The 16,949-nt window shown below is 45.9% G+C and carries 13 protein-coding genes; 2 read left to right on the plus strand and 11 right to left on the minus strand.

What is annotated here, in order from left to right:
• Positions 1 to 254: 254 nt before the first annotated feature.
• Positions 255 to 911: an HAD family phosphatase gene (locus B9J84_RS03920; protein WP_094123573.1), complete on the minus strand. Its 657-nt coding sequence runs from the start codon at positions 909 to 911 to the stop codon at positions 255 to 257.
• 217 nt (positions 912 to 1,128) lie between these two features.
• On the opposite strand from B9J84_RS03920, the gene B9J84_RS03925 reads away from it, so the two are divergent.
• On the plus strand, positions 1,129 to 2,865 hold the full coding sequence (locus B9J84_RS03925) for a SulP family inorganic anion transporter (protein WP_050934249.1): 1,737 nt from the start codon (positions 1,129 to 1,131) through the stop codon (positions 2,863 to 2,865).
• Positions 2,866 to 3,073: 208 nt separating this feature from the next.
• Here the strand turns inward: B9J84_RS03925 and B9J84_RS03930 are convergent, their stop codons facing one another.
• The 10 genes from B9J84_RS03930 to B9J84_RS03975 form a co-directional block, all read right to left on the minus strand.
• A complete protein-coding gene (locus B9J84_RS03930) occupies positions 3,074 to 3,979 on the minus strand; it encodes a YjjW family glycine radical enzyme activase (protein WP_404206334.1) in 906 nt (301 codons plus the stop codon).
• Positions 3,969 to 5,537, minus strand: coding sequence for a YjjI family glycine radical enzyme (locus B9J84_RS03935; RefSeq protein ID WP_094123574.1), 1,569 nt, complete (start codon positions 5,535 to 5,537; stop codon positions 3,969 to 3,971). Before B9J84_RS03935 ends, B9J84_RS03930 begins: the two co-directional genes overlap by 11 nt.
• 145 nt (positions 5,538 to 5,682) lie before the next feature.
• Positions 5,683 to 6,297 (minus strand): glutathione S-transferase family protein, encoded by a 615-nt coding sequence (locus B9J84_RS03940; RefSeq protein WP_010319179.1) that lies wholly within the window; start codon positions 6,295 to 6,297, stop codon positions 5,683 to 5,685.
• A gap of 13 nt (positions 6,298 to 6,310) precedes the next feature.
• Complete coding sequence (locus tag B9J84_RS03945) at positions 6,311 to 7,342, minus strand: NADP-dependent oxidoreductase (protein WP_094123575.1); 1,032 nt, start codon at positions 7,340 to 7,342, stop codon at positions 6,311 to 6,313.
• A gap of 83 nt (positions 7,343 to 7,425) precedes the next feature.
• On the minus strand, positions 7,426 to 8,022 hold the full coding sequence (locus B9J84_RS03950; RefSeq protein WP_038148298.1) for a TetR/AcrR family transcriptional regulator: 597 nt from the start codon (positions 8,020 to 8,022) through the stop codon (positions 7,426 to 7,428).
• A gap of 173 nt (positions 8,023 to 8,195) precedes the next feature.
• Positions 8,196 to 10,493: a glycoside hydrolase gene (locus B9J84_RS03955; RefSeq protein ID WP_094123576.1), complete on the minus strand. Its 2,298-nt coding sequence runs from the start codon at positions 10,491 to 10,493 to the stop codon at positions 8,196 to 8,198.
• Positions 10,494 to 10,568: 75 nt separating this feature from the next.
• Positions 10,569 to 11,396, minus strand: coding sequence for a DUF2861 family protein (locus tag B9J84_RS03960; RefSeq protein ID WP_094123577.1), 828 nt, complete (start codon positions 11,394 to 11,396; stop codon positions 10,569 to 10,571).
• Complete coding sequence (locus B9J84_RS03965; protein WP_013868288.1) at positions 11,389 to 12,042, minus strand: response regulator transcription factor; 654 nt, start codon at positions 12,040 to 12,042, stop codon at positions 11,389 to 11,391. The genes B9J84_RS03960 and B9J84_RS03965 overlap by 8 nt, the downstream gene beginning before the upstream one ends.
• Positions 12,039 to 13,484 carry a DUF3404 domain-containing protein gene (locus B9J84_RS03970; RefSeq protein WP_094123578.1) on the minus strand — a complete coding sequence of 482 codons (1,446 nt, stop codon included), beginning with the start codon at positions 13,482 to 13,484 and terminating at the stop codon, positions 12,039 to 12,041. The genes B9J84_RS03965 and B9J84_RS03970 overlap by 4 nt, the downstream gene beginning before the upstream one ends.
• 93 nt (positions 13,485 to 13,577) lie before the next feature.
• Entirely contained in the window at positions 13,578 to 15,275 is a 1,698-nt protein-coding gene (locus tag B9J84_RS03975; RefSeq protein WP_094123579.1) for an RluA family pseudouridine synthase, read from the minus strand.
• Positions 15,276 to 15,849: 574 nt separating this feature from the next.
• Between B9J84_RS03975 and B9J84_RS03980 the strand changes: the two genes are divergently transcribed.
• Positions 15,850 to 16,938, plus strand: coding sequence for a hypothetical protein (locus B9J84_RS03980; RefSeq protein WP_094123580.1), 1,089 nt, complete (start codon positions 15,850 to 15,852; stop codon positions 16,936 to 16,938).
• Positions 16,939 to 16,949: the final 11 nt, after the last annotated feature.

Consider the following 16,949-nt stretch of genomic DNA (forward strand, 5'->3'; position numbering starts at 1 on the left):
TAACCATGAGCTACCTGCGAGAACCGTGATTGGTGTTTCAGAGCTGCCTATGGATGCGTTAATACAAATTGACGCTGTGGTTTCTAATTGTGAAGGTACGCCACCTAAACATTAACGAATATTTCTTATTGATTAAACAAGGGGGTATCAATGATACCCCCTTGTTACTTGTTAGCTATCTGTAATTGCAATACCAATATCACGCTGTTTAGTTATGGCAATCGAAATCAAACAGGCGGCGTATGAAAAACCGATCAATTACTGTTTTTCAGTGCCGTTAAAACGTGATGTAGTGAGGGGACCACTTGGTGTCCAAGCGCCAAAACTTCTTCACTGGGTTCGACGAGATCAGGAATTTGGTAGGTGATCATATTCGCACTCACGGCGGATCGCACGCCGTTATTAGAATCTTCAAAGGCTAAGCATTGGGTCGGTTCAGCGTCAAGACGTTGCGCAGCGAGTAGATAAATCTCAGGATCGGGTTTGCCATGTGTCACTTCACAACCGGTTGTGAACGAGTCAAAGTATTGCTCAAGGCCTGAAAGGCGCAGCTTAATTTGTGCTACGTCTTTTTGGGTTGATGTTGCGACAGCAGTAGGAACACGATTGGCTTTTAACCATTGTAATAACTCGATAACCCCTTCTTTCACTGGGATCGCCTGGTGTTTCACAACGGCATCGTAACGTTTACGCCACTCCGTATGTAATACCGGATAGTCTAATTCTGGCCCGTAGCCTGCGCGCAGTGCTTGTTCAATGCCTGCCGCATTGCGACCAATAGCCGAGAGATAAACCTCTTTTAAAAATGGGACGCCAACTGCGTGGCAAGCTTGTTCGAATATTGTAAGGCAGACACGTTCCGTGTCGAGTAACAGTCCATCCATATCAAAAATGGCAGCTTGAAATTTCATAAGTACAACTTTAGGCGAGTGAAATGGAGTGGGCTATTTTCACATAAGTCGACCTATGGAGGCGATCTTTTTCCTGCACTTTTTCTTTTTCTCATACTTCAATAAAATCAGCCAATTATAAGCGCTAGTTTGTTAGCAATGAGTTATGCTTAATGTGAAAACCTTGTTGCGAGAAGAGGGGGGAAGCAATTTGAATAGTGCATTTGTACAACAGTGGATGCCGGGTTTACACCAACTGAAAGACTATGAAACTCGCTGGTTGATGGATGACGTACGTGCGGCGCTTTCTGTGGTTGCGGTTGCACTGCCTGTCGCGATAGCGTACGCGCAGCTCACTGGAGTAAGCGCGATTGTCGGCTTATATTCCTGCGTGTTGCCGATGTTGGTTTACGCGATTTTTGGCACGTCTAGGCAGTTGATCTTAGGCCCAGACGCGGCAACTTGCGCAGTGATTGCGGCGGTAGTGACACCGCTGGCGATGGGCGATCCTCTCAAACACTGGCAGTTGGTCATGACAATGACGGCAATGACTGGTGTATGGTGTTTGCTGGCCAGTCGTTTCAAACTCGGTATTTTAGCCGATTTTCTCTCTCGCCCTATTTTACTTGGGTTGTTAAACGGTGTTGCTCTGACCATTATCGTGGGTCAATTTGCTAAAGTGTTTGGGTTGAAATATGAGCAGCAATATCTACTAGAGCGTATCGTGGAAGCGCCATCCTTGCTGATTGATTTGCATTGGCAAACCTTATTGATAAGTGCGCTGACAGTGGTGGTTTATTTTCTGTGTAAGCGTGTCAGACCCAATTGGCCAGCAGCGATGTTGGCTATAATCGCTGCTGCATTTTGGGTGTGGTTTTTTGGCGCTGAACATCTTGGCGTTAAAGTCGTTGGTTTAATCCAAGGTGGGTTACCGATATTCCAAACCCCTCTATTTGATCTAGGGGTGAGCCGTGAATTAGTCATGCCCGCTTTGAACTTAGCGATGGTGAGCTTTGTCAGTATGATGCTCACTGCGCGCAGTTTTGCGGCAAAAAATGGTTACGATATTGACGCCGACAAAGAGTTTCGCGCGCTTGGCTTAGCTAATATTGCTTCTGCATTTTCACAAGGTTTTGCCATCAGTGGGGCGGATTCACGTACGGCGGTGAATGACGCTAATGGTGGTAAATCGCAATTAGTTTCGATTATTGCAGCGATTGTGATTGGATTTGTCGCGATTGTGGCGTATCAGCCACTACAATACATTCCGATTGCTGCATTGGGAGTTGTGTTGATTATCGCGTCTATCTCGTTGTTGGATCTGAAAGGGATTTGGAGTTTACACAAGCGTGATAAAGACGCCTTTTATTTGGCAAGCTTAACCTTCATCGCTGTATTGGTTATTGGCGTTATCCCCGGCATCACTCTCGCGGTATTACTGGGTCTGTTCCAGTTCTTACGCACCGTGATGCGGCCAAGTGATCAAACATTGGGTTTGGATGATAAAGGAACGATTCGCACGATTGATACGTCAGCGAAGGCGAAACCAATACCGGGTTTGGTGATTTATCGTTTCAACTCTCCGCTGACTTATTTCAATGCGCCTTACTTTAAACGTCGTATTTTATTTCACACTGAATCGGCGGGCATGAGTGTGGGGTGCGTGATTATTGATGCGGTATCGAGTTTTACCCATTTAGATTTAAGCGTCATGGCGATGTTATCGGACGTGCAAAGCATTTTGAAAAAACGAGGTATTCGTTTAGTGCTAGCGGGGCGTAAACGCAGTTTGAGAAAATGGTGTGAGATCGCTGGAATTTCAACGGGTGACGGCGGCGTGGTGATTCGTGCGGACATGTATTTAGCCATTAAGCTAAGTGGATGTTACCAACACGCTGTAGAAGAAGGGCAAGTTCCGCCAGTACAAAAAGAGCCGCAAAAGGATATTGAAGGTGAAATTGCGGCTGCTATTTAAAATGAGGTTGGCTCGTTAATAATATTGGTTCTCGTTAATAAAAGATAAAGAGCTCTTGAGTATCGAAAAGATGTAAGAAATCCCATTCAATCATGATGCTTTCCTTTTTATGTGATGAGAGCGAGTGCTCGGCCTTTTGCTAAACGGTTGGTGCCTGTTTGGATAAGCATAGGTGAGCGTTATGCATTAGGCAAAATGGTACGGGTTATTAATCTAATATAGGTAGCCTATGGATATGGTGGTTTTCGACGCTAGGCGTAGCGTGTCGGCAGTGAGCGGCCAGTTTCCGATGAAACTGTAGCATTTCACCTTCACTGCATGGCTGCCAAGTTAAGGCCTTGCCGACCACACCGTGATGTTGGAAGGCGTTGAGCCGAATGCTGACGTTCGCAGGCAACTGGTTAATCAGATGCGCCACTTCGGTAATTTCAGTCTCTAAATCACTTTTGTCCGGTATATGCAGCAGTCGCACTTCGTGCAGTTTATTCCGTTTAGCGAGGTGGAAAATAGTGCGTATCACTCTATGGTTACTGCGTCCGGTTAGCCACCGATGCGTTTCCTCTTGCCAAGCTTTTAAATCGATCATCGCTCCATCCAAATAGGGCGATATTTTGTCCCATCCCGATTCTGATAGTGAGCCATTACTATCAATAAAACAGCTGAGATGTTTCAATTCTTCATCGTGTTTGATGGCTTTGAAAAGAGCGATGATAAACGGAAGCTGTAGTGTCGCTTCCCCCCCTGAAATGGTAATACCGGCTAAGAAATAATGATTTCGGCGGATAAGTTCCACGAGTTGTTCAACGCTGTAGTGATGAATTTTGGGGTTTGATTGGTGCACGCAGTGCTCAATACAGCGATCGCAGTGAGTGCATTTATCTGCTAGCCATTCGACTTGCTGGTCAGCATTGAGGCGCAGCGCTTGCGATGGGCAGGTTGGCACACAATCACCGCAATGGTGACAGTGACGAATCGTATGTGGGTTATGGCAAGACAAGCAATTGAAGTTACAACCTTGCATAAAAATGACCAGTCGGTTGCCCGGGCCATCAACGCAGGAGAAAGTCAGCACTCGGCTGACTTTTGCTCGGAGCGGCTGTTTTTCACTCACCATTAGTTTGGCTGACAGAGTTTAGCTGATAAGCCGGTTGCATTTCATGGCTAACCACGCGTGCTTTTCGCTTGAGCACAGCCGTGTTTTTGGCCGCTTCTGCCCCAAGAAACGTGGTGTTGGTGCGTGATCCGCGCTGCTCAAATTGCGCTATTTCAGACAGTTTCACCATGTAACCCGTAATGCGAACTAAATCGTTCGAAGCCACGTTTGCCGTAAATTCGCGATAGCCAGAGTGGAGGGCTCCTTTACATAGGTTGAACATCGCTTCTGGGTTGGCCTTTATGGTTTCATCCAGAGTTAGAATATCGCTGATACCAGAGGTGTAATATTGATGATGTCCAGCCGTTGCTTGCACATATTCAATCGGGTTGGGTTCGGTACCATAAGGGATGCGCACGCCCGGAGTGATATCAAGATCAAGGCTGATACCACCTTGTGCGTGCAGCAAAGCACGGCCGTTGAAGCCATATTTGACTGGTGAGTTTTGTACAATGTCGGCCAGCTTGGCGGAAATGGCGATGCCTAATTGGTTGGCGATATCATCATGGCCATAACGAGCGTTACTCTGCTCCTTTTCCAGTAATAGATTAACGGCTTCAGCCATGCCATAAATGCCAAACATCGGTGCGAAACGAGATTCTTCAATCAACCCTTCTTGAGTCAGAAAACCTTCAAAAAAATGAGATTGTTGGTGCAGATGAGCAGCTCGAACATCCATCAGCTCAATCATATATTGGCTGTAAGTGGGTAGAATCTGATCGAAAAATGTTTGGCGGTCACAGGCTTTTTTCGCGGCCTCTTTTAAATTCATTCTGACTAAAGTATTGCAGCCTCCCGCTAAAGGAAGCGAGTTGTAGCAACTGACAATACCAAAACCTTGCTCGCCATAGGCGGTGGTATGAATCGGATAGTTGGCGATGTGCGGTTTACTGCATTGACAGATATTATCGGTCGCTTGGCACAGTAAATCGTCAGGAGTGATGGAAGGGTCATACATGAAGGTAAGGTTGGGAGCGATCTGTTTCAGTTCAGCATCGATATGTAAAATAGTACGACAAATAATATTGTCGCTCGGGCCGATGTTGGCGTGCATGAAAGCATCGGGCAGAGTACGATCAAGCATGATCCAAAACAGCTTCAATTTTTGATAAATCGACGCTTCGCTCAGTTCGCCCACATAGGGCAATAACACGCAATCCAATTGCCCCAAATAGACAGGAATAGAGGTCACTGAAGGCACGTGATGGTACAAAATGGTCAGCATATTGAGTGCTTCATCAAAATTACTGGCAGGCGAAAGCTCTAAATACTCACTGCCTTGTGCTAAAAATTTTGCGTAGTCAGGCAACACGTAACGTGGTTTAAAAGGGGCATGGCCTTCAAACATATCGCAGATAATGCCTTGTTCCATTGCTCGAGCCAACTCAGGAGAGAGTTTCAGATAGGGCAAGCTTGCTTCGGCCTCTAGCGCAAGGAAGTGTGACTTTTGTTTAGGCGAGAGGTGTGCGTCAGTGACGATGGCTTGGAAGCGTTGCTGTGTATCGAGTGAATGGCTCATGAATTAAACCCTTATATTACTATGGTTTAATCCTAATGTGCTTGGTTACTTTTCACTATTGATAATACATCAAGTAGTCATTTCCATAATGGAAATAAAAACGCCACTTCGTTATCGTCGAAGTGGCGTCATCAGGAACCTAAGGTTAGGCGTATTGCGCTTCGATTTGGTTCGATTTTAGATAAGCAGGGTGAGTGGCGAGCTGCTCTAAGTAACGTTCAATATTCGGGAAGTGAGTAATCGCTCCGTTGGTCAGCAATATTTCAGCAATGAATGACATCATGAAATCAGCGCCAGTGAGTTGGTCGGCCACTAAGTAGCGTTTACCCGCTAAACACTGGTCAAAATAACTCATCACTTTGGCCGTTTCGCTTTCTGCATAGCCACCAAGGAAATTGGTTTGGCAGCCATCTTTGGCAACAAACATCTTTAATAGCAGCGGCAATATGGCAGAGCTTTCCGCAAAGTGGAGCCATTGCTGGTATTGCACATATTCCACGCTGCCACGCTGAGGCGCAAAGTGTTGGCCGTATTTTTCTATCAAGTAATCGGTAATGGCGCCAGATTCAGCAATCACCAAGCCATTATCTTCAATCACAGGTGACTTACCTAACGGATGCACGCTTTTTAGCTCGGGCGGTGCCAGAAAGGTCACGCTATCACGTTGATATGGAACCACTTGATACTCAACCCCTAATTCTTCAAGTAACCAGATTATGCGCTTAGAGCGTGATTTATTTAGATGGTGAAGTTTGATCATTATGTGGTCCTTATTAAAGTGGTTGGTTGATTTGGATAACCAGTTTGCCAAAGTTTTTGCCTTCCAATAGACCAATAAAGGCTTGTGGTGCGTTTTCTAAACCGTCAATCAGTTGCTCGCGGTATTTCACTTTCCCTTCGCTTAGCCATTGAGTCATATCAGTAGCAAATTCGTTATAGCGATGGCCGTAGTCATCAAAAATAATGAAACCTTGCATGCGGATTCGTTTGGTAAGCAAGGTGCCCATCAGCATAGAGAGGCGATCAGGTCCTTCAGGCAGCGACGTTGCATTGTATTGAGAAATCAAACCACACAGCGGAACTCGCGCTGCTGTGTTAAGCAGAGGTAAAACCGCATCAAAGACTTTGCCACCGACATTTTCGTAGTAAACGTCAATCCCTTGAGCACATGTTTTAGCCAATTGCTCTGCAAAATCGTCAGCTTTGTGATCAATACATTCATCAAAACCTAATACTTCTTTAGCGTAACGACATTTTTCCTCACCGCCAGCAATGCCCACCACTTGGCAGCCTTTGATTTTAGCAATTTGACCAACCGTTGCCCCTACTGGGCCAGTAGCTGCGGCGACTACCACCGTTTCACCTTGCTTCGGTTGGCCGATGTCTAGCAAACCCATATAAGCGGTAAAACCGGGCATTCCCATGATGCCTAGTGCGTATGAGGGTGAGGTTGGATTTTTACCGAGTTTAAGTAAACCTTCGCCGTTAGAAATAGCGTAATCCTGCCATCCGGTATAAGCGAGTACCCACTCACCTTGCTCAAATTTTGGGTGGTTTGATACTTCCACTTGACACACGGTCCCGCCTACCATGACATCATCAATTGCGACAGGATCGGCGTACGATTTAGCGTCACTCATGCGGCCGCGCATGTAGGGGTCAAGTGAAAGATAAACACTACGCAGCAGCACTTCACCAGCGGCAGGTGTTGGTTTAGGCGCATGTTCTAAGCGAAAGTTAGCAGGCGTTGGTGCACCGACAGGGCGTGAAGCGAGTACAATGCGGCGGTTAGTTTGTTCAGTCATTGGAGAGTCCTTTATTATTTTAAATTAGACCAGTCGTCTAGTTTGGGTTTCAAAAAAACCGCTATCGAAATAGCGGGTGAATCTTAACTAGGGCACTGGCCTTGCAAAATGTGTTCGGTGCTCGTAAGCGCTTGTGCAAGCCCTTGGTTATCTTGACGCAGTTTACTGAGCAAACTTGCGCCGAGCCAAAGGTTATAAAGCAATTCTGCGGTTTGCTGGCTGTGTTGTACGTGAATGGAGCCGTCGTCGATCCCTTGCTGGATACATTTTCCGACCGCCTCAATAATGCTATCTGCACCTTTAAGTAAAGCAATACGCATCGCATCAGACAAGTCTGAAACTTCAGCGCTTAATTTCACCACCAAGCAGCGCTGTGCGTTACATAAGCCATTGCTCTGCTCATACCAACATTGCCAATAATGCATCAAGTGTTGATAGGCATTGCCTTCTTCTTGGTCAAAAAGGGCATTAATCCGTACTAAATAGTGCTGAAAATAGTCCGTAATCAGTGCCTCGCCAAATTGCTCTTTTGACTTAAAGTAGTGATAGAAAGAGCCTTTGGGCACATCAGCGGTTTTTAATAATTCAGACAAGCCTACGCTGGTGAAGCCTTTGGTTACGACAAGTTGGTAACCGACCTCAAGGATGTGTTGGCGAGTATCATGGGTTTTTGTATTCATGGACGGCACTATAATTCAAATTAGACCAGTCGTCTAGTTTTGTTTGTTCATATTGTATTTGTGCTACTGGCTATGGTTGCTGAATGATAGAAATGGACACTTCCTCCTTGAAGTGTCGCACTATTATTTATTTTTTAATGAGTTATTTATCTTTTAATGAGTGAGAGATGAGACTATTTTTCTGTCTTTAGCGTATCCGATGCCCAAATGAGGTTTTGCCCATTGCTGAGCTCAGCTTGAATACTCAAGGCTGGAACTATTTTCTTATCCTCTTTTTTATATGGTTGCGTAGAGAAATTGGCGGTAATTTTACTGCCATCACCAAAGGTTGTTTGTTGTACCATCCCTTGTTCATCAAGCCATTTAAAATCGACTAAAGGTTGGTTCCACACGACTTCATGGATTGGTGCAAACCCTTGCTGATAACGGCGTAATGCGTTAACTCGTGCGCTGTTAGGCGTCGCTTCATCACGGCTAAGGTGAATCATCGCTGGGGTGTTATACAGCATGGCGATTAAATCTCGCTCCGCTTGCACGTTGGAAAACTTCACGCTGTCGTTGTGCCAGTGGTGACTGTTGATCACCTCATCATGGAACACGGTTTGATAGAGAGGAATACGGTATTGCGGTGCAAATAACAGTGTTTTGTACGGCTCTTTGACTTGCGCGGGTTTAAAGAAAAAATCAGGGCTCGTTGTTGGGAACCATGCTCCAAGAAAGTAAGGCGATTGGCGGTTAGTTTTCATATCAGGATCTGTCCAGCCAAATCCTACCGTTTCTAAACCATGAGCAAAAGAGAGCCCTTGTGTCGTCAGGCTGTTACCATCTTCAGAGCCGAGAACCACATTCTGTTCATTGGCTATCCAGCGCATGCGTTGATTAAATGCCTCCAGCATCGCGCTTTCTTTCATTCCTTGGTCCTCTTGGTATGAGTAATCTTCACGGGCCATTCCGGTCCCATCCACATCAAGAAACAGGCTGTTAAAGCGGCCATATTTTAAAATCGCCTCAATGCGTTGCTGCACAAAGCCTAATTGGCAGGCAGGGTTGAGATAAAAGCCGTTGCCACGAAACCCTTTTTGTTTTTTGCCGTCGGCGTTTTCTATCGCACATTGCTTGCGCATTACATCCGGTAGCTGCGCGGTAAGCCAACCATCGTTGATGCCTTTTGCAATGGCGGTATTGTAGGAGTCGTACACCCCAACTAAGTAGCCAGCCTGTTTCGCTTGATCAACCACTTGTGGCTGGTAAAAGGCGGGCATCCAATTATCCAAACCTAGCCAGAGGTGCTGCAAACCAGCTGAGCTGAGTGCGTCAATCATGGATGTCGATAGCCCCTGTCCCCAAGTGCTGGCATCACGTAGAAACGGTAGTTTCTGCTCTGCGAGCCATGCTTTTCGTGCCTGAGCGGCTTGGTATTGGCTAGCTATCCCTGCTTCTTGGGTTGAAGGTTGCTCTTTTATCCAAGCATTGAGCGAGCGGTTCACTTCGTCAATCAACAACCGCTTATTGTAGTTGTTGAAAAAATCTTTTCCTTTAACGAGTGGCTTAAGCTCTTTGAGCGCTTCGTTTGATGCTACCCACTGGGGCTGCTTAAAATACCATTCTTTAAGTGCCCAGAAATCCGTCACATCTTGTTTGGACACTAAGTCTTGGCCAAACAAGTAGACATGACTTGCGCCGATAAGCTGTTTTATGGCTGGGTTTTGCTGCGCTTTTTGTTCGAGCGTTTGTGATAGCCCATTCTCTTTTCGCCACTGACGGTAGCGTTTGGCACCATCTAGTGGTGAGTTGCCAAGGGAGATTTCCACCTCAAAAGGCTCATCTTTGTTGAGCAGAGTGAAAGCGTGCGTGGCTTGCATGTCCAGCTTGTTTTGCTTGGCGCTAAAATTGAGTTTGTTGTTGGTGGCGGTATTGAGTTGGTAGCTCACATACTGCTCATTGCCAGCTTCTACACTCCAAAATGGCATTTTGAGATCTTGCGTGGTATTGCTGGCAGAGCGTTCCGCTATGAGGTAGTTCACCCACTGTGGGTTATCAGTTGGAATCCGCATTCCTTCACTAAAAGGAAGAATGAGCGTTTTGCTTTGCTGCTCAGGCAGTTCAAACCACTGCACGGTTAACGGTTTAGCACGAGAGATCTTACTCTCAGCGCTCGCGGTAATCGACAGCTTCAATGTTTGTTGTAAATTAGCCTCGACCTTTAACTGGCTAGGAACAAGCAGCCAAGAGGCGTGATGTTGATTATCTTGTTGCAGTTGGCTGACTTGCTGTGGCTGGCCGTTAACGGTTAGCTGGCCTTGGTTAATGGTTAGCTGGGCATTTTGCTGCCAATCAATAGCAAAATTTTGTGGCTCTATTTGCACGGTTTGGTTTTGATTATGCAGTGTAATTGACGCCGGTTGTGATTGGCTAGCCAACGCTAAAAGTGGCGTACAAGTGATCAATAAAGAACAAAGTGGTTTATACATGGTTTGTCATTTCCAGTGTGTCTCGGTGTGTTGATTACATAAGAAATCGACAATTCAATTGTCACCCTGATGTCTTCATTGAGCCTGATTTGGCAGAGTCAAACGTTGTACATATTCCACTTTGATTGCTCCTTGATATTCGACAGTTTTGATCAGAGTACTGAGCCATTTAGCCGAGCTGGGGGATGAGCTTGGTTTATTTAATAATTGCTGAGTATTACTCATAGCTACCATATCTTGCTGCTTGATTAACTGAAATTGGTCGTCAAACCATTGCCAAGCAAGGCTTGTTGGGGGGCAGTTTGTCAATACTGTGGGGGACTCAAGTGTTAGTGGGTAGCCACCGTTGGGAGAGGCGGATTGCAACCATGTGGAGCCAAAAGGCATGGTAAGAACTAACCAATAGTGTTGTTTGTCGAGTGTCAGTCGATAAACGCCATCTTGCGGAGCAAAGAGCAGTTCTGGGCTTTCTAATTCTATATAAGGGGCTGATGACGTTACTTGGCTCTGTGAGATGAGCAAGCCATTGTCAGGGCCAAGAAGTTCAACCTGACTAGGCAGCTCTGCTCCTTCCATTGATAATTTGAACTGGTAACCTTGCTGCATCACGTTGGTTTTTTTTTGTATCGAGACTTTGATCAGCGCCGCATTTGGTACCACATCGCTTAAGAGCTGTTGGCCACATTGGGTTTGTTCAATAATGGCATGCTTGACGCTTTCCCAGTGTGGCGTGGCAATGGTTTGGTTATTGAGTGCGAGGATCAACTCTTGCCAGGCAAGCTGTGGCTGATGGTTCGCTAAAGCGCGATAGGTTGATTGCAGTGGTGTTGCCATAAACCAATCATCACTCACGGCGTGGCTTGGACTAACGACGAACAGTGCAAACAGCCAAAGGTTACGCATTGGACACCTCGACTAAACGATACCCAACGCCACGAACGGTTTCGATATTGAGTGAGGGTAACTGCTGCCTCAGCTGTAAAACATGATTATCGACGGTTCGAGTTGAGGGAAAGGCTTGGTAGCCCCACACTTTATTGAGTAGTTCATCACGGTGAAAAACACGTCCTTGGTTTTGAACCAGCAGCAGTAATAGCTGAAACTGTTTCGGTTTTAGCGTCATCAACTGCTCACCTAAGGTAACGCTGCGCTTTGAGAGATCAATGGCAATGTCAGCGTAGGAAAGCAAGCTTTCTCCTAATGGTCGCAGTTGCGCTTGAATTCGCGCCAGTAATTCTTGTTGCGAAAATGGCTTGGTGACGTAGTCTTTTGCCCCCGCCATCAGACCTGCTATTTTTTGCTCAACCTCGATTTTGGCCGTCAGGATGATCACTGGCACGGCTTTGGCCATTAGCCATTGAGGTAGATGATCCAAGCTGTCTCCTTGAGCCAGTTGTCTATCTAAAATCACCAAATCGGCGCGAAACCATGCTTTTTTGACTTGTGAGAGCTGCTGTACCCACAAACAATCAAAACCTTGCTGTAGCAAGTAATCATGCAAACCTTGCCCGAGTAGGGGATCATCTTCGACCAATAACAGTGTGTTCATAATGGTAATTCCAATTGGCAGCGAGTGGGGTGGGCTTTACACGTCAGTTTGCCGCCCATTTTAAGCATCAAATGGCTCACAAGACGGAGCCCAATCCCCATATTGGAAGCCGTGCGAGAACGGGAAAATAGCCGTTTTAGACGAGAGGGAAACTCGCCTTCATCGCTAACGCAAAGCCGCAGTTGAGTGTCAGTCACGCTGGCCGTTATTGAGATTGTCCCTTGACCATGTTGCTTGGCATTACGGATCAAGTTATCCAAACAGATCCCAAGCCAGTAATACGGCAGTGTGAGCTCGATATCTTGTGTCAGTTCATAGCTGAGTTCGTGTTTCGCTACGCAGTGATCTAACCAATCTGAGAGATAAGCGGTTTGACATTGAAACGGCTCATTTGGGTCGCTACTCAAAAATCCTTTACTGGTCTGAGCAAGCTGAGCTAAACGTTGGTGATCGGCCAGTAAGCGGCCGAATGTATCTTGGGCCAGCTCTGGCAGAGTATCAAATTGCTGGCGAAACTGCTCAACGGTCAAGCCAAGACTGGTGATAGGGGTGCGTAGTTCATGTGTTAGCAACTGTAAAATAAAGCGTTTTTCTTTGGCTTGTTGGCGGCGTAACCAGAGCGTCCTACTCAGCGTTGCTGCGAGCAACAGCAGTAATATGACTGATAACCACAGTGAGATATTGGGTTTTTCTTGGCTAGAGACACACAGATTACTGTAGCGTAATTGGCAACTTTGAGTAGCCGCTGTGATGGCCGACAATACCAATTGCTGATCGAGCGCGACTTTTTTCCATTGCAATGCGCTCAGTACGCGAATACCGAAATCGCCACTGATCCATAGCCGTTGTTGACGGTCAATATAAGCGCGATAACCGCTGACCAAGGCATCTCGCCCTGCCGTTTCTAAATCGGTAAAAAAGGTGTACAGCGGATGCTGAGGGTTAGAGAGAGTTGTGTAGGGCTGTAGCTCGGCGTTTTGCTCGGCCGTTATGTTATGAGTAGAAAAAGCTAAGTATCGCTCTGCGTAGCTCCCGCCTGCAGGATGCAGAAACGGAGCAGTCTTAAACCAACGGATGGGCAATTCATCGCCTTGGCATAAAGCGAGTTCAAACGACGCTGCTTTTTGCAATTCAGGGCGTGATGCCAAGGTTTTTGATAAACCGGGCGACAGTGCGCACTGTGAGGCTATCGCTTTGAGCTCAGTTATGGTTTGCCATGAATAACGGGAAAAATCAGGATAGGCGCTGGCGCTGAGCAGAAGATCGATAGGGTATGAGTTAATACTTTGCAATGGCAAGGCTCGCGCAGCCGATAGCGATTCGGCTTGGCGTAGAAAATGCTGCCAACGATCTTGCAGCGTTTGCTCTTGCCCGTGTGCTAGGTTTGATTGTCCTAGCACTGCGGTGAGTGTGATCAAAAGGTACAGCAGCCGTGTTCTCAACGTTAAGCACTTAGAAAAAGGTTCGCATTCACGAAATTATAGCTGTGCTAAGTCAGGATTTGTCACCTCAATGTCACTAAAGCGGAATGTCGATCAAAACTCGGCATCCACCGTGAATGTCATCCTTTGCTTGGTATAAGGATGATCAAAGCTCAGCGACTCAGCATGTAGATGTAAACGCGCTCCTTTCGTGCCATAAAGATCGTCGCCAACGATGGGCAGGTTGAGTCCTTCCACATGAGCGCAATGCACACGCAATTGGTGGGTTCGTCCTGTTTTGGGGTAGAGGTAGACTTTACTGAATCCATCTTGGCATTCAATTAATTGCCAGTGAGTGTCAGCGGGTTTGCCATGTTCAAAACAGACCAATTGACGCGGCCTGTCATCTAAATCGCCCCGCAGCGGTAAGCGAATGTCACCATGCGATTGCTGTAATTCACCTGCGAGTAAGGCAAGATAGCGTTTTTCAACGCCGCGAGTAATAAATTGCTTTTGCAGGCTTTTATTGGCTCGGCGGGTGAGAGCAAACACCAATAAACCTGAAGTAGACATATCGAGGCGGTGGATCACAAAAAGCCCTTCATCTGAGCTAAACGTTTGTTGCAGACGAGTATAAACCGAGTCCTGAATGTTGACTCCGGGAACGGATAGAAACTCGGCAGGTTTGTTGACGACAATAATGGCTTCATCCTGATAGATGATGTCGATCTCTTTGCCTTGCGCTGGGTTATGCAATAGCGGGTTATCATCGAGCTTCAGCCCATCAAGCATGTGAGCCAAAATCGGTTGGCACTTGTTTTGACAAGCAGGATAGAATTTCTTGTGTTGACGAATTTCAGATTTTGGTGACGCTCCCCACCAGAATTCGGCGAGTGAAATCGGTGTCATCTGATGTTGAAACGCGTAGTGCAGCAATTTTGGTGCGGCGCATTCTCCAGATCCTGCTGGTGGAACAGGGTTAGCCGTAAGACGGAAAATCTCCCCCAGAGATTTTTCAGTGCCGTATTGATTGAGAAATCGATAGTGAGAAAAAAGTCGTTGCTGCAACGCATTAGAGAGATTTTTACGCTGCTCTTTTAACGCATCAATTTGTTCTTGAAATGCGTCTATTTGCGCTTGTAGTTCGTTGAGGTTGACGTCCCACTTGCGCTTTAATTGTTTGAGGGACGCTTTTTCAGCCACACTTTGTTTGGCGAGACAATCCAAGGTTTCGCGCAATTGTTGGGCATCATTTGATTGCTGGGCAAGGATGCGTTGTTGTTTACGCTGTTCACGACCTTGAATCATCAGCTGGCGATGCGCTTCTAATTCATCTTGCGCCTGCTGTTGAGCCGTGGCCCATTGCCGCTGAAGTAGCGCACGCTGTGGATCGCACTCCAATTGTTCAACTTGCTGATTAATTTGATTGATTGGCACGCTGCCTTCCAAGAAAAAACCATCGTTAGTGAGCATGTCAAATATAGGCGGCACAAAATGCGGCAGCAGGTTTTGCTCAGCTAACTTCCCCGAGAATGCAGACAGGTACCCTAGCTCTCCACTTTGTTTACGCACCACTAAAACGCCAAACATTTTCCCGATAGCTTCCGGATGCTGGTTTAGCACGCCGTGATTATCGAGCCCAAAATTATGTTGCCAATTCTGCTGGTTCAGCAGGTGTTGTTGCAGCTGGCTTGCCGCTAATTCGCAAAGCGGATGCGGCTCGTAACAAAATGGGAAAGTAAAGCGCTCAGGCAGAGAGTAGCCTTCAATAGGTTTTTTAAAGGCAGTAAAACAGGGCGCTGGTGTCGGCATTTTCTCTGGCTCGCAGTGGATGGTGGTGGAGAACGCAGAATTGTACTGATTTGACCTAGAAATGCCAGTTTCTGGTTGAACGGCGATGATGATACGATTAATTAATGTAACTAGCTTATTAATATCATTAATATAGCTTAGTGAATCCCAAAGAAATAAGTTAACAGTGTCGATTTAACCTGATGCTATGCGTTTATTTAAAACATATAGAATGATTGGAGGATTAATTCATTTTATTTCTATGTAAAACAATGTCAGCTTTATGTTAGTTTTTTGTCATTAATTCTATTTGTAGTGATTGGTTCCTGATTTTATTTAATTTAATGAGTGTATTGTTTTTAATTTTGATGGGTAAAGGCTGAGTATTGATTATCATATAGGCAATATTATGCCCGCTCGGGCAATTTGTTGCTCGGTTGGGCAATTTGTTGCCCGCTCGGGCTGTGGGGCTTTATTCTTAAGTAAGCGTAATTGAAGGGAATGATTTTTGCTTACGTGTTTATGGATAAATGGTTAGTCAGTTAAGGAAATATAATGAGTCAGAGTATTGTAGTGGGTAATATGGAAACGGTTCATGATGGATTTCTGCCAACGTCTATCATTGTGTGTTCCGCAAGCGTCAAGTTTGGAAGTCGCGTCAATGTGGATTAATAAAACATATGCCATTTTAGCGCTCTCCTTATTTCCTTCGATGGTGTTACATGCTGAGCAAGAAACGTCTGCAGCAGAAGTGTATGAAGTAGGAAATATGTCTCCAGAAAAAGCGTTTGCTACCGGACGACTGCTTCGAGCGCAATACAAAAATATGGAATCGCGACCATACCTCCAGTACGCGGCAGACAACGACAATTCGGATGCCGCCTTTCTCTACGCGATGGAGCTTTCGAACTACAAAACGACCATTAGAACGCCTCCTGAAGCGCGTGAATATCTGCTTAAAGCCGCAGAATTAGGCAATCGTCGCGCCATGAAACATCTTTATACTGATGCCAAGTGGTTAAGAGATCGCGATGTGCAGTATTGGAAAAGCCAGTATTACGATAGTTTGATTCGTTTAGGACGAGATGATCCTGCACAAGCCACTTACGAGCTTGCCCAGTTTTACAAAGGTATGGATAACGAGATGTATAGCTACTATCTCGATAAAGCGGTCAGTTTTAATCATCCACGAGCATTGATGGATAAAGCAAAGCAAGTTCAAGCGGGTGGAAGCCTGTTTTTAATGCCTGGGGAAAGGGAGACCAAGGTGAGAGAGCTCTATCTCGCGGCTGCGAAGACAAACTATATCCCTGCTATGAGACGCTACATCGGTATTTTAGAGAGCAAAGGCCGTTTTGAAGATGCCTATCAATGGCGACTGATGGCGTTAGAGCAAGGTGATATTACCTCTTTGGCAACGGTAGTTAAGATTCTGCTCGGCGATAGCGCATCCTATCATTTTGTGACTCCCGATCGGATCAAAGCGCAAGCCTATTTAGATTTATATCTCTCTGCTGCTGGTACTGAACGTATGCAGTCGCTCTACTCAATATTGGAATTAGAGGAAGAAAGCCTTGCTGGTAAGATGAGTGAGGAAGAAAAAGCACAAGCTAATGGCATATTTGTTAACTATAAGAATAGTCTGAATTTTTATTATCATGATGTCTTTTGGGATATTAATTAGTTAAATTATAC

The sequence above is a fragment of the Vibrio sp. V03_P4A6T147 genome (assembly GCF_002241085.1).
Classification (GTDB): domain Bacteria; phylum Pseudomonadota; class Gammaproteobacteria; order Enterobacterales; family Vibrionaceae; genus Vibrio; species Vibrio anguillarum.